Below are 18,304 nucleotides of genomic sequence, written 5' to 3' on the forward strand. Positions count from 1 at the left end.
GCGATGAGCAGCCATCTCTTCACCTCCGAGTCGGTCTCCGAAGGCCATCCGGACAAGGTCGCCGACCAGATCTCCGATGCCGTCCTCGACGCGATCCTCGCGCAGGACCCTCGCGCGCGCGTGGCCTGCGAGACGATGGTGAAGACCGGCGTGGCGATCGTCGCCGGCGAGGTCACCACCAGCGCATGGATCGACCTGGAGGCGCTGACCCGCAAGGTCATCCTCGACATCGGCTACGACTCCAGCGACGTCGGCTTCGACGGCGCCACCTGCGGCGTGCTGAACCTGATCGGCAAGCAGTCGCCCGACATCAACCAGGGCGTGGACCGCAAGAACCCGGAAGACCAGGGTGCCGGCGACCAGGGCCTGATGTTCGGCTACGCCACCAACGAGACCAAGGACTTCATGCCGGCGGCGATCTACTACTCGCACCGCCTGGTCGAGCAGCAGGCGAAGATCCGCAAGAAGAAGAACTCGCCGCTGCCGTGGCTGCGCCCGGACGCCAAGAGCCAGGTCACCCTGCGCTACGAGAACGGCGTGGCGACCGCGATCGACGCCGTGGTGCTGTCCACCCAGCACGACCCGGGCGTGAAGCAGAAGGATCTGATCGAGGCGGTGCGCGAGCACATCCTCAAGCCGGTGCTGCCGGCCAAGCTGCTGCACAAGGCCACCAAGTTCCACATCAACCCGACCGGCAAGTTCGTCATCGGCGGCCCGGTGGGCGACTGCGGCCTGACCGGCCGCAAGATCATCGTCGACACCTACGGCGGCTGGGCCCGCCACGGCGGCGGCGCGTTCTCGGGCAAGGACCCGTCCAAGGTCGACCGTTCGGCCGCCTACGCGGCGCGCTACGTGGCCAAGAACATCGTGGCCGCCGGCATCGCCGACCGCTGCGAGGTGCAGGTCAGCTACGCGATCGGCGTGGCGCACCCCACCTCGATCTCGGTGACCACCTTCGGCACCGGCAAGATCAGCGACGACAAGATCGAGAAGCTGATCCGCAAGCACTTCGACCTGCGCCCGTACGGCATCCTGCAGATGCTCGACCTGATCCACCCGATGTACCAGCAGACCGCCAGCTACGGCCACTTCGGCCGCAGCCCGTACGAGATGAAGGACGCCAACGGCAATGCCTTCACCGCGTTCTCGTGGGAAAAGACCGACCGCGCCGAGGCGCTGCGCAAGGACGCCGGGCTGAAGAACGGCAGATAGCCACCCGATCGAACTCGGTTGTCATGGCGGCCATCCACCGGCTAACCTGCCATTGGCCTGGAACCGCGGCCCATGCCGTCCGTCGCGATCCAGGCCTCGAAACGACCGTCAACAAGGAGTGGGTCCATGCGCGAGACAGGAATCGATTTGCCCGAGCTTCCATTTCAGGCGTCCATGGCGGGACAGCTTTCCGCTTTTGACCTGTTCGACTGGCTGACAGGAAAGCGGGGCAACATCGTCGAGACCTACCCTGCCACCGAATAACCGCCGGGGCACGGAAGCCTGGCAATCGAGCGACCACCGCACAAGGCCCGCGAGCGATCGCGGGCTTTTTTATAGCCATGAAAAACCACTTCTCATACGCCTTCAGAGACAGCGAAGCACTGTCGCATTTCATCAAATGCGCGACGAAGCATTGCGACAGGAGAAGGCCGGAAGAATTCTGGGAAATGCGCAATGAATTCGACGGCATCCTGAGAAAGGAAATCTGGCAGGACGTCTACGCGAAATGTATCGGGCATATTGCCGAGCACCCCGCATGCGATGGCGGCATGAACTGGCACGTGACCGGGCTTTCCATCTATGAATCGGATGAATTCTCGCTGGCGCTGCGCAGCAGCAACAACAATCAAGTCGGAGCACGTGCGGATGACGGCGGCGCCGGGCCTGGGACAGGCCTCGTATCCACGCACCCGGCGCCAGCGATGCTTTCCTTGATGTATCCGTCGCAAAAAACCTTCTCTTTCTACCGGCTCCCGCCCGGCTTCGATCCCGACGTGTACGATCCGGATCATCGGATAACGCATCACCGTGACGAATGCATCCCCTCGTGGCGGCGAATAGAAGTCCATTCGTCCCGCGAAATACTCGAGATCGCTCCCGGCCAAGAGGGGCGCTGGAATCTGCTGGAATTCTCCCTGAAACCCGTGTCGGCCCAGAGGTGGGAGTTCCAAAAATCCAATGGGACGCCATCGGCGGCCATACTGACCACCAATCGCTCCGCAACGCTCCTATCGATGCTCAACGAGATCGCCCGGGGAAATCATCGCGAGGCGCTGAGCGAGGTCGCCGGCCTTCTCGATCATCCGGACTTCAATGTCAGATGGAGCGCCGCAAGGTGCATCGGAAAGCTCGATCCAGGCGCCCTGCGCACGGCCCTTCAAAAACTGTCCAGCGACCCTCACCCATGGGTGTCTTCCATGGCTGCCTCCGCATTGGAAACGCTCTTGAACGGACAGCCGCACATCCAGCACCCCGGTACCTCTGCATAGCAAAACTAAAACCATGGCAACGACGCTGAGCATATCGACCGCAGAAACCATCGGCCTGGATGAATTCCGAAAGCGCGTCCTGCAGAAGGTGGATCCGGACGATCCGGATACGCTGCTCAACGCAGGCCACGACATGGTCGCACTCGCGAACAACGACAAGCTTCTTCTGGAACATATCAGAAGCGATCTTGCCAACTGGAAAGCCGACCAGATCAGCATGTACACGCCGCAATGCTGCCTCCTGGACTCCTTCGGCAGATTCAAGGTCCGCATCAATCTGTGGAAGTCCTCGGGCATGACCGAAGCCGAGATGGACTTCTTCTCTTACACCTCGTACCACAACCACGACTTTTCATTCCTGACCACGAACTACTACGGACCGGGCTACAGGACGCGCATCTATCAGGCGTCGGCGCCATGGCGGAGCGTCATGCCAGGCAGCGCTGTCGAAATGGATTTCCTCGAGGAGGCGATCCTGTCGCCAGGCAAGGTCATGTATTACCGAAAGGACATCGACGTCCACTCGCAAATTCCACCGCAGCAGGATTCCGCATCCATAAACCTGCTGCTGGACAATGACGATGACGCGACGGGAAGCCAGTTCTACTTCGATGCAGCGGAGAAACGAATCATCGGCCGCGTTGAAAACAATCTCTCGAAGAGGCTCACGCTGCTCGACTTTGGCTACGCACTGGCAGGTGCCCAAAGCCTCGAGGCCCTGCATGCCATAGCCGAAAACCACCCATGCGGCATCACCCGGGGGAAGGCCGCGGAAATCATCGAAGCATTGCAGGCAAAGGGCCGGGAAGCGTGACCTTACATGCGCGAGCCATCCGGGTCGCCCAGCGCCCTGAGCACCTCCTTGCGCACGGAGTGCATGCTGGCATTCATGCCGGCCGGATCCATGTTCACTAGCGGATCAAGATACGTCTTACGCACGGCGCTGGCCGCGTCGCGTTCACGCAACTTGATCAATGCCTCATACAGGCGCGTCGCGGTATCCACCGTGATCGGCGCAAGCGGGCCGTATTTCTGCGCACGTGTCGTCAGCGCCTTTTGATACTCGGTACGCGCGCCGTCCCAATCGCCAAGATCGCTCTCGATGTCGCCTATCAGGTGGAGCGTGCCAAGAATGATCGGATCGTCCGGCGCCAAGGCCCTGTGCTGCCCTTCCAGCGTGAGCTTCGCTTGCTTAAGTGCCTCGCGATACTGGCCGGCGGCATCCAGCAGGCCGGCCAAGCTGCCACGCGCAAGCAAGGTATGAGGGTGATCAGCCCCCAACAGGCGCACGTGCGATTCAAGAACGGTTTGTTCCACCGCGATGGCGCGGGCGTAGTAGGACCGCGCCTCACGGTCGGTTGGCGCCACATCTCCTTCCTTGGAGAGAATGGTGACAAGCCCCGTCATCGCCGACAATGTCTGCGGATTGTCGCTTCCATACCGGGCGCGCCGCGAATCCACGATGCCCTCGACATCGGCCTGCACGCGAGCAAGGGATGGCAAATCGTCTGCCAGCCTCATCGCGGCGGTATCGACCACGTAACGGGCGTCCTCGGTAGCCGGGTGGGTGGACCCGAGGCTGCTCTCGCGGCTCGTTGCCACCTGCTTCGCCAACGCCAGCGACCGCTCGAACTCGCCCGTGGCGCGGAACAGCTTGGCCAGGGTCAGCATGGCGCGCAGCGTTTCGGGATTGTCCTTGCCCAGCACGCGCTGCTCCAGCGCGACCAGCGGCTCCAGCAGTGCTTGCGCCTGCCGCGTTCTTCCCATCTGCACCAGGGTATCGACCGAATCGCGCTTTAGCTGCATCAGGCCCGGGTCGGCGGAAGGCAGCAATGGCTGCAATTGCGCAATAAGACGCTGTTGCGCCTCGAGCGCCTGCTGCCGATGCCCTTGCGCCACGAGCATGCGGGCCGCACCGGCTTCGGCGGCAATGCGCAGGGAATCGACGAGCGGGTACGCCTGCGCCAGCCTTCCGGCTTGCTCATACACGGCCGTCGCCTCGGCGGTCTGGCCCTGCTTCTCCAACGCCTGCGCCAGGTCCACGCGCACCGACACCCGGCCTCGGTCGGATGCCGGCAGCAGGCGATCGCGCAGCGACGACACCTTGCGCAGTTCATCGGCGGCATGCGCGTAGCTGCCGATGCCCAGCAGCACGCGCGCCAGCGACTGCCTCAGGTCGGCTGCAAGCAGCAAGGCGTCGGGGAAGGAACGATCGAGGCTGTCCAGCGTGTGGCTCACCACGTACGCATCGAACGTCGAACGCGCGAGGTCGGTTGCCTGCACCCGCGCAAAAGCCCGCTCCAGCGCCGCATTGGATACCTGGGCAGGCGGGGACTTCCCGGCCCCCTTGGCCACCTCCGGCGCCGCGCCCGGTGCCTCGGCCAATGCAGCTCGTACCTGCCGCTGCACGGCAGTCGCCATTGCATGCCCCATCGCGTCGATATCCACGCTCTCGTACATCGACTGCTGGAACTGCACCATGCGTTCCAACTGGTGCTCGCGCCGTTCGGCCAGGTGCTGCTGGGCTCGCGCCTGCCGCAGCGAGTACAGCGACGCGGCAAGGCCCGCCAATACGCTAAGCAACAGCGCCGCCGCCGCCGCCAGCGGCCAGCGGTTGCGTTGCAGGAAACGACGCAGGCGATACAGGCCGCGGCCCCGCCGCGCCCGTACCGGCCGCCGTTCCAGCCAGTTGCGCAAGTCGTCGGCGAATGCGCTTACGCTGGCATAGCGCTCGCTGGCCTGGCGGCGCAATGCCTTCAGCGCGATCGCATCGACATCGGCCGGCACGGCACGGCGCAACGGTTCGTCGCGCCCGTCCATCCCCGCCGGCCTGGCGCTACGGCTGGGCGGCACGATCTCGCCCATGACGATCGCCTGACTCAGCCGGTGCGGCGCGGTGATGTGCTGCCAGGGACGCCGCCCCGCCACCAGTTGATAAAGCACCATGCCCAGCCCATAGACGTCCACGGCCGTGGTCAATGGCTGTTGCTCGATCTGCTCGGGGCTGGCATAGGCCAGCGTCAGGGCGTGGTGGCCGGTGGCCGTGGCGGCCACGTCGTCGTGCCCGCCGATGAGGCGGGCGATGCCGAAGTCCAGCAGCTTCGGCGTGCCGTCCGCGGTGACCAGGATGTTGGCCGGCTTGATGTCGCGGTGGATGACCAGGTTGCGGTGCGCGTACTCCACCGCCGCGCACACGCGCAGGAACAGCGCGATGCGCTCGGCCAACCCCAGCCCGTGGCGGTCGCACCAGGCGTCGATGCGCTCGCCGTCGACGTATTCCAGCGCCAGGAACGGCTTGCCGTCGGCCAGCACGCCGCCGTCGAGCAGCCGCGCGATGCACGGGTGCTCCAGCCGCGCCAGCAGCTTGCGCTCCTGGGTGAAGCGTTCGAGCAGGATCGGCGAGCCCTCGGCGGCGGCATGCAGGAACTTCAGCGCCACCTGCTGCACGATGTCGCCGTCGCTGCGCTCGGCCAGGTAGACCATGCCCATGCCGCCTTCGCCGAGCCGGCGCACGACGTGGTAGCGGCGCGGCGTGGCGGCTTCCGCGTCGAGGCCGCTGAGGTCGATGGATTCGCCCACCGCGATCGGCAGCGTGGCGGTGCGGCTGCGCTCGATCGCCGCGATCATCCACTGCACTTCGCGCGCAAGTTCGGCATCGCCGCCCACTTCGCGAGCGACCAGCTCCTCGCGCGGCGAACCGTCCAGTTCCATCGCGGCCAAAGCGATCCGCTTCGCCACGAGATAGCGATCGGTCAACTGCCCGTTCATGGATTTCCCCTGATATCCACCCGCGATTATGGCAGCGCAGAGAGCAGCGAACATAGGCTGCCTGCGCGCCGGCCGTTGCGAAGGCGGTCGCAGGATGCGCACGCCGCCGCAACGGCGTACCCGTCTCGGCGCGCCTGAGCCGGTCGGCGGAGACGCCGGCGCCCCGCACTGCCGGTCGCCATCCCTGCCCGGCATGCGCCGGCCCCCGGCAGGCTTCGGGAAACGGCACATCCGCTAGACTGTGCGGATGTCCCTGATCCAATTGCAGCGCGTCGACTTCAGCATCGGCGGCCCCCTCCTGCTCGAGCACGTCGATCTGTCGATCGAGCGCAACGAGCGCGTGTGCATCGTCGGCCGCAACGGCGAAGGCAAGTCCACCCTGATGAAGCTGATCGCCGGCGAGTTGCAGGCCGACGACGGCGAGGTGCGGGTACAGAACGGCGTGGTGATCGCGCGGATGGCGCAGGAGGTGCCGCAGGGCACCGAGGGCACGGTGTTCGACGTGGTCGCCGACGGCCTGGGCGACCTGGGCCACCTGCTGGCGCGCTACCACCACCTGCTCGCCGAGGGCGACTTCGATGCGCTCGGCGACGTGCAGATGCAGATCGAGGCGCAGCACGGCTGGGACCTGGACCGCCGCGTCACCGAGGTGCTGACCAGGCTGGAGCTGCCGGCCGACACCGACTTCGCCGCGCTGTCCGGCGGCATGAAGCGCCGCGTGCTGCTGGCGCAGGCGCTGGTGCGCAAGCCCGACGTGCTGCTGCTGGACGAGCCCACCAACCACCTCGACATCGAGGCGATCGGCTGGCTGGAGAACTTCCTCAAGCAGTTCGACGGCTCCATCCTGTTCGTCACCCATGACCGCAGCTTCCTGCGTGCGCTGGCGACGCGCATCGTCGAGATCGACCGCGGCGCGCTCACCGACTGGCCCGGCGACTACGACAACTACCTGCGCCGCCGCGAGGAGCGCCTGCACGCCGAGGCGCAGGCCAACGCGCTGTTCGACAGGAAGCTGGCGCAGGAAGAGGTATGGATCCGCCAGGGCATCAAGGCCCGGCGCACCCGCAACGAAGGCCGCGTGCGCGCGCTGAAGGCGCTGCGCGCGGAGCGCGCCGAGCGGCGCAACCTCGGCGGCAACGTGAAGATGACCGCGGCCAATGCGCAGGCCTCGGGCAAGAAGGTGATCGACCTGAAGCACGTGCACCAGGCCTACGGCGGCCGCGTGCTGATCGACGACCTCACCGCCACGGTGATGCGCGGCGACCGCATCGGCATCGTCGGCCCCAACGGCGCCGGCAAGAGCACCCTCTTGAAGATCATGCTGGGCGAGCTGAAGCCGCAGCGCGGCACCGCCGAGCTTGGCACCGGCATCCAGGTCGCCTATTTCGACCAGCACCGCCTGCAGCTCAACGACAGCCTCAACGCGCTGGACAACGTGGCCGAAGGCCGCGAGTTCATCGAGCTCAACGGCAGCCGCAAGCACATCGTCGGCTACCTGCAGGATTTCCTGTTCTCGCCCGAGCGCGCACGCGCGCCGATCACCCGCCTCTCCGGCGGCGAGCGCAACCGCCTGCTGCTGGCCAAGCTGTTCGCACAGCCGTCGAACCTATTGGTCATGGACGAACCGACCAACGACCTCGACGTGGAGACGCTGGAGCTGCTGGAGGAACTGCTCACCGACTACCAGGGCACCCTGCTGCTGGTCTCGCACGACCGCGCCTTCCTCGACAACGTGGTGTCGAGCACCCTGGTGCTGGAAGGCGACGGCAGGGTCGGCGAATACGTTGGCGGCTACAGCGACTGGCTGCGCCAGCGCCCGGCGCCGGCACGCACGCCCGGCGCCGAACGGGATGCGGCGCCCGCACCTGCGCCCGCGGCGTCGGCGGGCGCGGTGGCGCCGGCCGACGCCGCGCCGCAGCCGCCCAGGCGCAAGCTCAGCTTCAAGGACCAGCGCGAACTGGACCAGCTCCCCGCGCGCATCGAACAGTTGGAGCAGGAAATCGCCGCCCATGGCGAGGCGATGAACACCCCGGATTTCTTCCGGCAGGACGGCGCCGCCATCGCGCGCGCCAACGAGGCCGTGGCGAAGCTGCAGGCGGAGCTGGAGCACGCCTACGCGCGCTGGGCCGAACTGGACGGCTGAATCGCCGCGCGGCTAGCGCGCGGGAACACTCCGGCCTGGCCGGGCGTCAGTCGTCGCGCCCGCGCGAACGCGCCGCGACCTGCACGCGCTTGCCCTGGCGCTTGGCCAATTGGGCGGCATGTCGGGTATGGGTCCGCTTGTGCGCCGGGCAGGCCGCCTTGCGCTTGCCGGCCGTGCAGGCGCGGCCGGCAGGCTTGGACGAGGCGCGCACGTGCCGCTGCGCCGCCAGCAGTTTCTTGTTCGCATGCGCCGGCGCCCGGTGTGCCGGCGCCGGCTCGGCCTCGGCGCTGCCGATCGGCGAGAGCGCGGCCAGCACGCGGCCGGCCACGCCGTGTTCGGGCCGGCCGGCCGCCGCGACCAGGGCCGGCGAGGTCTCGCGGTGCGCGAAACCGTCGTCCAGCAGTTGCGCCATCAGGCCGTCGCGCGCCGCCGAGGTGCGCCCGCCCAGCACCACGCCAAACAGCCGGCGGCCGTCCTTCACCGCCGTGGAGGCCAGGTTGTAGCCCGCCGCGTTGGTGAAGCCGGTCTTCAAGCCGTCCATGCCGGGGTAGCGGTCCATCAGGTGGTTGTGGCCGCGCACGAGGCGGCCCTGGAAGGTGAACTCGCGGGTGGCGAAGTACGGCGCCCGGGCGGGGAAATCCCGGTACAGGGCCATCGCCAGCTTGCCGATGTCGCGCGCGGTGGTGGCGTCGTCCGGGTCGGGCAGCCCCGAGGCGCTGGCGAAGCGGGTATGGGTCATGCCGAGCAGCAGGGCCTGGGCGTTCATCGTCTCGACGAAGCGGGCCTCCGAGCCGCCGAGCCGCTCGGCGACCACGGTGGCGGCGTCGTTGGCCGACTTGGTGATCATGCCGAGGATGCAGTCGCGCACCGAGACGGTGCGGCCGGCGCGCAGGCCGAGCTTGGTCGGCGCCATCGCGGCCGCGCGCGACGACACCGGCAGCTTCTCGTCCAGGGTCAGCCGGCCGTCCTGCAGGGCCTGGAAGGCGAGGTAGAGCGTCATCATCTTGGTCAGCGACGCCGGATGGTTGATCTCGTCCGCGTTGACCGCGCTCAGCACCTCGCCGGTCGAGCCGTCGACGACCAGGGCGGCATGGCCGGCCTGGACCTTGCCGGCGAAGCCGCCCAGCCCGCACAGCAGCAACAGGGACGCGGCCGCGCAGCGCAGCCTGCTCAGGTAGCGGTGGGGGCTGGCGGATTCGACAGGCATGCGGGTGATCCTCGGCAACTGGCGCAACCATAGCCGGGTTGGCCTGCCCAAATCCATAGGTTTGGCTTCAATGAAGCGATCCAAATCCATGTTCCTGAAGGATTCGCGCCTCCGGCCGGCGACGCCGGGACACGGTTTTCCGGTCACTTCGGCGGAAGTGAGACCGCGTCGGACGCGGCCGTTTCCAGCGGCAGCCACAGGCGCGCCAGCGCACCGGCCGCATCGCCGCGCGCGGCCAGGCTCACCCCGCCGCCATGCGCCTCGGCGATCTGCCGCGCCAGCGCCAGGCCGATGCCGGAGCCGCCGGGCTTGGTGGTGAAGAACGGCACGAACAGGTTGTCGCTGGACGGCGGCCCGGGGCCGTCGTCCTCCACCTCGACCAGCGCGCGCCCGCTCTCCCGGCGCCAGCGCACGCGCACGCCGCCACCGGGCAGCGTCGCCTCCACCGCGTTGCGCAGCAGGTTGATAAGCGCCTGTTCGAGCTGGTCGGGATCGGCCTGCAGCTCCAGCGGCCCGCCCGCCTCGACCTGCACCGGCAGGCGCTGCTCCAGCTTCGCCGCCTTGCCGACCAGCGCGGGCAGGTCCACCGCGCGCGGCTGCGGCGGCGGCAGCCGCGCCAGCCGGCTGTAGCTGGACAGGAAGCGCCCCAGCGCCTCGGCGCGGTGGCCGATCAGTTCCAGCCCGCCGCGGAAATCCTCGCGCCAGTCGTCGGGCAGCGGTTCGCGCGCCGCCAGCGTGGCCAGCGTGCCGGCCATCGACTGGATCGGCGCCAGCGAGTTGTTGACCTCGTGGCCGAGCACGCGCAGCAGCCGCTGCCAGGCCTGGCGCTCCTCCTCGCGCAGCACGCGGCCGACGTCGTTGACCACCAGCAGGCGGCCGCCGCGGCCGCCGCTGCGCAGCGACGCATGGCGCACGTCGAAGCGCCCGGTGCGGCCGGGGAACGCATGGGTCAGCAGTTGCGCCGGCGGCCCGTCGAGCAGCGCCGCCAGGCCCAGCTGGGCGGCGCCGAGGCCGAACAGGCGATGCCGCTCGGCATCCAGCAGGCGCTGCGCGGCCGGGTTCAGCAGGCGCAGCCGCTGGCCCTCGTCGAACACGAACACCGCGCTGTCCAGCGCGGCCAGCGTCTTGCCGAGCAGGTGGGTCGATTCCTCGAACTGCAGGCGCTCCTGCTGCAGCCGCTCGGCCAGCGCATTGATGTCGTAGACCGCATCGCCAAGCACGCCGCCCTGCACGCCGCGCAGGCTGTAGTCGCCCTCGCGCAGGGCTTCGAGCAGGCCGGCCAGGGTGTACAGCGGATAGGTCACGCGCCGGCGCTGCCAGCGCGCCAGCAGCACGGTGGCGACCGCCACCGCGGCCAGCAGCAGCCAGCGCAGCGACGGCTCCGGCGGCCCGTACGCCAGCAGCGCCGCCAGCCCGAGCAGGGACGGCGCGGCCACCAGCAGGCTGCCGTACAGCACGCGCCGGTCGAACCGCGGCATGCGCCCCATCCGCCGCGCGGCCGGGTCAGTCGGCATCGCCGGCCGCGCTGCGCAGTTCGTGCTTCTCCAGCCGCCGGTACAGCGACTGCCGGGTGATGCCGAGCGCGTCGGCGGCATGCTGCAGGTTGCCGTCGCAGCGCTCCAGCGCGCGCTTCACCAGCCAGCCTTCGGCCTGCTCCAGGGTCATGCCATCCAGGCCCTTGGCCGGCTCCTGCGGCGCGCCGAAGGCCAGCGCGGCGGCGCCGACCTGGTCGTGCTCGGCCAGCAACGCGGCGCGCTCCATCAGGTGCTGCAGCTCGCGCACGTTGCCGGGCCAGTGCCACTCCGCCAGCGCGCGCTCGGCCGACGGCGCCAGCCGCAGGCCGGCGCGGCCGTAGCGCTGCGCGCTGCGCGACAGGAAGGCGCGCGCCAGCGGCAGGATATCCTCGCCGCGCTCGCGCAGCGCCGGCAGGCGCACTTCCAGCGTGTTGAGCCGGTACAGCAGGTCCTTGCGGAAGCGCCCCGCCGCCACGTCGGCGCCGAGGTCGGCATTGGTCGCCGACACCAGCCGCACGTCCACGCCCTGCGTGCGCGAGGAGCCCAGCCGCTCGAACTCGCCGTCCTCCAGCACGCGCAGCAGCTTGGGCTGCTGCGACGGCGGCACGTTGCCGACCTCGTCGAGGAACAGCGTGCCGCCGTCGGCCAGCTCGAAGCGGCCGATGCGCTCGCTCTTGGCGTCGGTGTAGGCGCCGCGCACGTGGCCGAACATCTCCGACTCGAACACGCTCTCGGCGATGCCGCCCATGTTGACCTTGATGAACGGCTGCGACGCGCGCGCCGACAGCGCGTGCAGGCGCTGCGCGATCACGCCCTTGCCGGTGCCGTTCTCGCCCAGCACCAGCACGTTGGCGTCGCTGGGCGCGATCCGCGCCACCATCGCCAGCACCCGCCGCATGGCCGGCGACTCGGCGATGAAATCGGCGCTGTCCTCGTCGCTGAGCAGGGCATTGGCCGCTTCCAGCCGGCGCTGCCGGCGCGCGCTGTGCGCCAGCGCCATCTGCGCGCGCAGCACGCCGAGCAGGCGCGCGTTGTCCCACGGCTTCTCGATGAAGTCGGCCGCGCCGCGGCGCATCGCCTCCACCACCAGCGGCACGTTGCCCCAGGCCGTCATCACCACCACCGGCAGGTCCGGGGCGAGCTGGCGCAGCCTGTCGAGCAGTTCCAGCCCCTCCTCGCCGGAGGTGGTGTCGCGGGCGTAGTTGCAGTCGATCAGCGCGCAGGCGAACTCGCGCCGGCCCGCCGCCTCCAGCGCGGCCGCCGGGTCGGCCACGCCCACGCCGGCAATGCCTTCGGACTTCAGCAGCAGCCGCAGCGCCTCGCGCACGTCGGCCTGGTCGTCGGCGATCAGGATGGTGGGTCTGGTATCGCTAGCCACGCACGGTGCTCCGAAATGTCATGCGCCGCCGCCACGCCGCGGCGCCCGCCTGCCGCGGCCCGGGATCGCGCGCGGCGGCCATGCGGCGTAGCGTACCCGGCCACCCGCGCCTTCCGCACCTCGCCATTCGACGCCCTGCCCGTCCGGCACGGCCTACCTGCCCGCCGCCGCATGCTGCTCCAGCCCGTCCGCCGTCAGCGTGCGCTGCACCTTGCCGTCGGCGGCGAGGAAGCGGATCTCGGCCTTGCCCTCGGGCGTGACCATCAGCAGCAGGCGCGGCTTGCCGTGCGCGTCGTTGAGCATCACCACCGAATTGTCGGCGAACGACTTGCCGGCGAAGTAGCGCGGGGCGCCGTAGTAGTCCTTGTCCCTGCGTTCGGCCAGCAGCGCCTCGCGCGCCTTCGCCGGCATGGCGTCGAGCCTCGCCTTGTCTTCGAGGTCGCCGATGATCGGGCGGGCGGGCACGTCGTTCACCTGCATGCCGGCGTAGGTGCGCCCGCCCTGGTCCAGGCCGATCAACTGCAGTTGCTGGTCCTGCTCGTAGCGGTCGAAGGTGAGGCTGAGGCCGCTGTCGACCCGGCCGTCCGCCGACTTGCGGCCGGCGAAGATCAGCCCGCCCTGCTCGGTGCCCTCGTCGTTGAAGAACAGCATGCCGGCCTGCGGGCGCGCATGCGGGTATTCCCTGCCGCGCAACACCAGGCCGGGGAAGGCCGCGTGGTCGGAGATCACCATGCGCAGCGTGCCGTCGGGCTCGCGCACGTTGATGCGCTGTACGTCGATGGTGTCGAACTTCGCGTTCGCCGGCGAGCGCGCGCCGGTCAGCAGCAGCACGGCGAACGCCGCGCTGAGCACGGTGGCGTAGACGCCTAGGCAGGTCTTCGGGAACGTCGGCACGGAAAGTCTCCTTGGCAAGGACGGGAATCGGGTTTCATTCGTAGCGCAGCGCCACCGCCGGATCGACCCGCAGCGCGCGCAGCAGCGGCACCAGCGCGGCGAGCAGGGTCATCGCCGCCACCAGCGCCACCACCGGCACGAACACCGACGGGTCGGCGGCGCGGGTTTGCATGTGCGCATCGGCCAGCGCATGCGACCACGGCACCGCCAGCAGCACGCCGATGCCGAGCCCCAGCGCGAGCTGCCAGCCGAGCTGGCGGCCGACCTGGCGCGCGATCGCGCCGGCGTCCGCGCCGATCGCGCGGCGGATGCCGATCTCCTGCGTGCGCTGTTCCACCGAGAACGCCAGCACGCCGTACAGGCCGGCCGCGGCGAGCAGCAGGGCGACGACGCCGAGCGCGGCGAACACCTCGGTGAGCACGGTCATGCCCACCCGACCGCGCGCCATGCACGCCGCCTGGGTGCACTCGTCGTACACCGCCGCGTCGGTATCCACGCCGTGCAGCACGCGGGCCAGCGTCGGCGCGAAGGCGGCCGCCGGGCCGTCGGTGCGCACCGCCAGGCCCATGCCGTGCAGCGGGCCCTGCCCGGCCGCCTGCGCCAGCGGCAGCATGAAGCCGGGGCGCGAGGTGTTGAGCATGTCGTCCATCTGCAGCGACTCGATCACGCCGACGACGCGCAACGCCTTCGCCGCCGGCCTGTCCGGCCAGATCACCAGTTGCTGGCCCAGCGCGGCGCGTCCCGGCCACAGCCGCTCGGCCATCTTGCGGTCGACCACCGTGACCGCCGCGTGCTGCGCGTCGTCCTGCGCGCCGAAGAAGCGGCCTTCCAGCAGCTTCACGCCGTACACGTCGAGGAAGCCGGGATCGACCAGGCCGAGCTGGGCCTTCGGCCAGCCGTCGGCCGGTTCGACCTGGCCCAGCGCGCCGACGTATTCGTGGCTGCCCAGCTCCGCTCCGGGCACGGTATTCGCGACCGTCGCCATGCGCACGCCGGCGGTCTCGCGCAGGCGCTCGACCGCGCGCTCGAAGAAGGCGATGCGCTGCGCGTCCCCGGCGTACCGCGCGGGCGGCAGCGCGATCCGCGCCGTGGCCACCTGGCCGGCGTGCACGACCCCGGCCGGCGTGCCGTGCATCAGCGCCTCCAGCGAACGCACGAAGGTGCCCGCGCCGACCAGCAGCACCACGGTCAGCGCGATCTCGCCCACCACCAGGCCGCGCGCGATCTTCGGGAAGAAGCCGGCCGAGCCCTTGCCGCTGTCGCGCAGCGCCTCCTGCAGGTCCACGTGCGCCGCGCGCCAGGCCGGCAGCAGGCCGGCGAACAGGGTCGCCGCCAGCGCCGCCACGGCCGCCGCCGCGACCAGCACCGGCCCGAGTTCGAGATGGATGTAGCTGCTCAGCGACTGGCCCTGCGCCGCATACGTGCCCACCAGCCAGCGGTCGCCGCCCGCCACCATCGGCAGCGCGATGGCGAGCGCGCCTACGCTCAGGCACAGGCTCTCGGCCAGCGCGCCGACCATCAGCCGGCGCGGATGGCTGCCCAGCGCGCTGCGCAACGCCAGTTCGCGGCGCCGCGCGAGCACCTGCACCAGTTGCAGGTTGGCGACGTTCACGCAGGCCAGCAGCAGCACCGTCGCGCAGGCGCCGAACATCAGCCACACCCAGCGGCGCAGGTCTTCCGGCACCAGCCCCAGCGCAAGCGGCTTGGCGATGATGTGCATGGGCCGGCTGCCCGCCGGCAGCACGCGCTGCAGCGCGTCGGCCTGCGCATCCAGCGCGGCGTAAAGCGAGGCGGCGGTCTCGCCCGGCTTCAGGCGCGCCACGCCGAGCACGTCGGCGTGCTGGCCGGGATGCAGCGCCAGCGGCTTCCATATCCGGCTGTTGCGGGGGAAGCCGAAGTCTGCCGGCAGCACGCCGACCACCGTGGCCCAGTCGCCGCCCACGCGCACCGCGCGCCCCACGACCCCGGGATCGCCGCCGAACGCCTGCTTCCACAGCGTCTCGCCGATCAGCACCGCCGGCGGCGCGCCCGGTGCCTCGTCGGCGGCCGTGAAGCCGCGCCCGAGCAGCGGCTGCACGCCCAGCAGGTCCATCATCGAGGCGGTGAAGCTGCCGCCTTCGTACAGCGTCGCGCGGTCGCCGGCGTCCAGCACGATGCCGACCTCCTGGTAGGCGCCCAGCCGCTCCACGCCGGACAGCGAATGCTGCAGCAACTGGTACTGCGCGCCGTCGAGGCTGTCGATGCCGATGCCCACGTCGCCGACGCCGCCGCTGGCGTCCCGTATCTCGCCGATCGCCACCAGCCGGTCCGCGTGCGGGTACGGCAGCGGCGCCAGGATCAGCGCGTGCACCAGGTTGAACACGAACAGGGTCAGGCCGAGCCCGACCCCGAGCACCCCGACCGACAGCAGGCTGTAGCCGGGCCGCCGGCGCAGCCGCCGCAACGCATCGCGTATTTCGCCGAAAAGCATGTCATTCCCCCCGCAAGGCGCGCATCGGCGCCACTCTCGCCGCACGCAGCGCGGGCAACAGGCAGGCCAGCAGCCCCGCCAGCGCCAGCACCGCGCACACGCCCATCACCGCGACCGGATCGAAGGCGCTGCTGCGCCCGAGCAAGGTCATCAGCAGCACGGCCAGCGCATGCGACGCGGCCAGTGCGGCCGCCACGCCGATCGCCAGCCCCGCCGCGATCTGGGCCAGACCGCCGCGCATCACCAGCCGCAGCAGCCGCCACGGCTCGGCACCCAGCGCCATGCGCACGCCGAACTCGCGCTCGCGCGCGGCCACCGCCACCGCCATCACCGCGTACAGCCCGGCCGCCGCCAGCAGCAGCGCCAGCGCGGCGAACAGGCCGATCAGCCACAGGCTCAGCCGCGCGGTCGCGGTGGTCTCGCGCACGATGCTGTGCATCGTGCGCAGGTTGGCGATCGGCTGCTCCGGCGCGACCTCGGCCAGCGCCTCGCGCACGCCGGCCTGCCAACCCATCGGGTTGCCGTGGCCGCGCAGCGCGAAGCGCAGCGGCTCCAGGTCGCGGAAGATCGCCAGGTTCTGCTCTGGCACCTGCGCCAGCGGCACGTACACCACCGGCTGCTTCGGCTGCAGCGCGCCGCGCTGGTAGGTGTCGCCCACCACGCCGACGATGCGCGTCGGCCACGACAGGTCGCCGTCGCCTTCCACGTTCACGATCCGGCCCAGCGCATGGCCGCCGTAGTAGGCGTCGGCCAGGTCCTGGCTGACGATGGCGACCCGCTCGTTGCCGGTCGTGTCGCCGCGCGCGAAGTCGCGCCCCTCGCGCAGCGGGATGCCGAACAGCCCGAAGAAGCCGGGGCCGATGCCGTGGTACTGCGCCACGAATTCCTTGCCCTCCGGCGTGCGCATGCCATTCTGGAACTGGCCGTACATGTCGTCGCTGGCGGGCAGGTTGGTGGTCACCGCGGCGCCGGCGATGCCGGGGATCGCGCGCAGCCGCTGCACCAGCCGCTGCGACAGCCGGTGCACCGCGGCCACGTCCGGGTAGTCGGCGCGCACCGGCGCCAGCTCGAAGGTGAGCACGTCGTCGCCGGCGAAGCCCAGCTCCAGCCGCGAGGCGTCGTAGAGCCCGTGCACGAACACCCCGGCCGCGCACAGCAGCACCGCCGCCAGCGCCACCTGTGCCACCACCAGCACGCGGCCCAGCCGGCCGCTGCGCAGGCCGATGCCGCTGCGACCGCCTTCGCGCAGTTCGTCCACCGTGGTCGCGCTGCGGCTGCGCCACAGCGCCAGCACCGCCGCCAGCAGCGCGCCCAGCAGGCCGATGGCGAAGGCCAGCAGCCAGGCGCCCGCGCCCACATGCAGGCGCCCGCCCCACAGCCATTCGGCGGGAATGAACCCTTGCAGCAGGGCCAGCCCCGCGACTGCAAGCAGCATCCCCAGCAGCGCGCCCGCGCCGCCCACCAGCAGCCCCTCGCCCAGCGCCGGCAGCATCAGCCGCAGCAGCGGCGCGCCCAGCGCGCTGCGAACCGCGGCGTCGTGGTTGCGCGACAGCGCGCGCAGCAGCATCAGGTTGGCCAGGTTGACCAGCGCGATCAGCAGCAACAGCAGCGCGCTGGCCATGAACAGCAGCAGCATCGGGCGCGCGTCCTGCTGCACGGTCGAGGCCAGGCTCCCGGCGCCGAAGCGCGGCTTCTTCCAGTTGCCGCCCATGCCCATGTCGCGGTACATCGTGCGCTCGCGCGCGTCGGCCTGCGCCGCCACCGCGGCGATGTCCGCGCCGGGCGCCAGCCGCGCGAGCGTCACGGTGCCGTTGCGGCTGTAGGCGTGGCTGACCGCGGGCAGCGCCATCGGCAGCACCACGTCGCCCGGGCCCAGCACCGTGTTGAAGGCCGCCGGCAGCACGCCGACGATGGTGCGCTCCACGCCTTCCACGCGCAGGCTGCGGCCGATCGCGCGGACGTCGCCGCCGAAGCTGCGCTGCCAGAAGCCGTGGCCCAGGATCACCGCGGGCGGCCCGTTCGGACGGTCTTCCTGCGCGTCGAAGTTGCGCCCCAGCAGCGGCTGCAGGCCCAGCGTAGGCAGCATCGGCCGGTCCATGTAGATCACCGGCACCTGCGCCGGCGCGCCCGCGCCGGCGACGTTCACCGTTGAGCGCGGCCGCCACAGCCCCAGCGAAAGCACGCCGTCGAGCCTGTCCAGGTACTGGTACTCGTGCGGCGAGATGCCGCCCGGGTAGCCGTTGTCGTGCAGGCTGCCGATCACCGCCAGCCGCGAAGGCTGCGGCACCGGCAGCGGACGCCACAAGGTGTTGCCGATCAGCGTGGCCACCGCCACGGTGGCGCCGATGCCCAGCGCCAGCACGCCGCTCGCCAGCAGCAGGAAGCCGGGGCGGCGCAGGCTGGCGCGCCAGGCGCGCCGGATTTCGGCAAGCAGGATCGCCATCGCG

At 70.2% G+C, this 18,304-nt stretch carries 12 protein-coding genes; 5 read left to right on the top strand and 7 right to left on the bottom strand.

The features are described from left to right. Positions 1–3: 3 nt before the first annotated feature. From metK to ASG87_RS18840, 4 genes are all read left to right on the top strand, one after another. Positions 4–1,212 (top strand): methionine adenosyltransferase, encoded by a 1,209-nt coding sequence (gene metK / locus ASG87_RS18830; protein ID WP_056008899.1) that lies wholly within the window; start codon positions 4–6, stop codon positions 1,210–1,212. A gap of 126 nt (positions 1,213–1,338) precedes the next feature. Further along, complete coding sequence (locus ASG87_RS18835; RefSeq protein ID WP_157511158.1) at positions 1,339–1,476, top strand: hypothetical protein; 138 nt, start codon at positions 1,339–1,341, stop codon at positions 1,474–1,476. Positions 1,477–1,553: 77 nt separating this feature from the next. Further along, positions 1,554–2,483 (top strand): HEAT repeat domain-containing protein, encoded by a 930-nt coding sequence (locus tag ASG87_RS19700; RefSeq protein ID WP_082583076.1) that lies wholly within the window; start codon positions 1,554–1,556, stop codon positions 2,481–2,483. 13 nt (positions 2,484–2,496) lie between these two features. Beyond that, the gene (locus ASG87_RS18840) at positions 2,497–3,297 is read left to right on the top strand and encodes a hypothetical protein (RefSeq protein ID WP_056008904.1); all 801 of its coding nucleotides are present in this window, start codon (positions 2,497–2,499) and stop codon (positions 3,295–3,297) included. A 2-nt stretch (positions 3,298–3,299) separates the two neighbouring features. Here ASG87_RS18840 and ASG87_RS18845 read toward each other — a convergent pair whose 3' ends face one another. Next, complete coding sequence (locus tag ASG87_RS18845) at positions 3,300–6,251, bottom strand: serine/threonine-protein kinase (protein ID WP_056008908.1); 2,952 nt, start codon at positions 6,249–6,251, stop codon at positions 3,300–3,302. A 247-nt stretch (positions 6,252–6,498) separates the two neighbouring features. Here ASG87_RS18845 and ASG87_RS18850 point away from each other — a divergent pair, with 247 nt between their 5' ends. Then, a complete protein-coding gene (locus tag ASG87_RS18850) occupies positions 6,499–8,394 on the top strand; it encodes an ATP-binding cassette domain-containing protein (protein WP_056008911.1) in 1,896 nt (631 codons plus the stop codon). A gap of 46 nt (positions 8,395–8,440) precedes the next feature. Here the strand turns inward: ASG87_RS18850 and ASG87_RS18855 are convergent, their stop codons facing one another. From ASG87_RS18855 to ASG87_RS18880, 6 genes are all read right to left on the bottom strand, one after another. After that, positions 8,441–9,601 carry a D-alanyl-D-alanine carboxypeptidase family protein gene (locus tag ASG87_RS18855; protein ID WP_056008914.1) on the bottom strand — a complete coding sequence of 387 codons (1,161 nt, stop codon included), beginning with the start codon at positions 9,599–9,601 and terminating at the stop codon, positions 8,441–8,443. Positions 9,602–9,744: 143 nt separating this feature from the next. Further along, positions 9,745–11,079: an ATP-binding protein gene (locus ASG87_RS18860; RefSeq protein WP_056009165.1), complete on the bottom strand. Its 1,335-nt coding sequence runs from the start codon at positions 11,077–11,079 to the stop codon at positions 9,745–9,747. A gap of 25 nt (positions 11,080–11,104) precedes the next feature. Further along, a complete protein-coding gene (locus ASG87_RS18865) occupies positions 11,105–12,493 on the bottom strand; it encodes a sigma-54 dependent transcriptional regulator (protein WP_056008916.1) in 1,389 nt (462 codons plus the stop codon). A 153-nt stretch (positions 12,494–12,646) separates the two neighbouring features. Further along, positions 12,647–13,387 carry a hypothetical protein gene (locus ASG87_RS18870; protein ID WP_056008919.1) on the bottom strand — a complete coding sequence of 247 codons (741 nt, stop codon included), beginning with the start codon at positions 13,385–13,387 and terminating at the stop codon, positions 12,647–12,649. A 34-nt stretch (positions 13,388–13,421) separates the two neighbouring features. Beyond that, positions 13,422–15,857, bottom strand: a complete 2,436-nt coding sequence (locus tag ASG87_RS18875; protein WP_056008922.1) for an ABC transporter permease — start codon at positions 15,855–15,857, stop codon at positions 13,422–13,424. A 1-nt stretch (position 15,858) separates the two neighbouring features. Continuing rightward, on the bottom strand, positions 15,859–18,300 hold the full coding sequence (locus ASG87_RS18880; protein ID WP_056008925.1) for an ADOP family duplicated permease: 2,442 nt from the start codon (positions 18,298–18,300) through the stop codon (positions 15,859–15,861). Positions 18,301–18,304: the final 4 nt, after the last annotated feature.

Origin of the sequence: Frateuria sp. Soil773, from assembly GCF_001428405.1 — a bacterium.
In the GTDB taxonomy this organism is placed as follows: domain Bacteria; phylum Pseudomonadota; class Gammaproteobacteria; order Xanthomonadales; family Rhodanobacteraceae; genus LMSL01.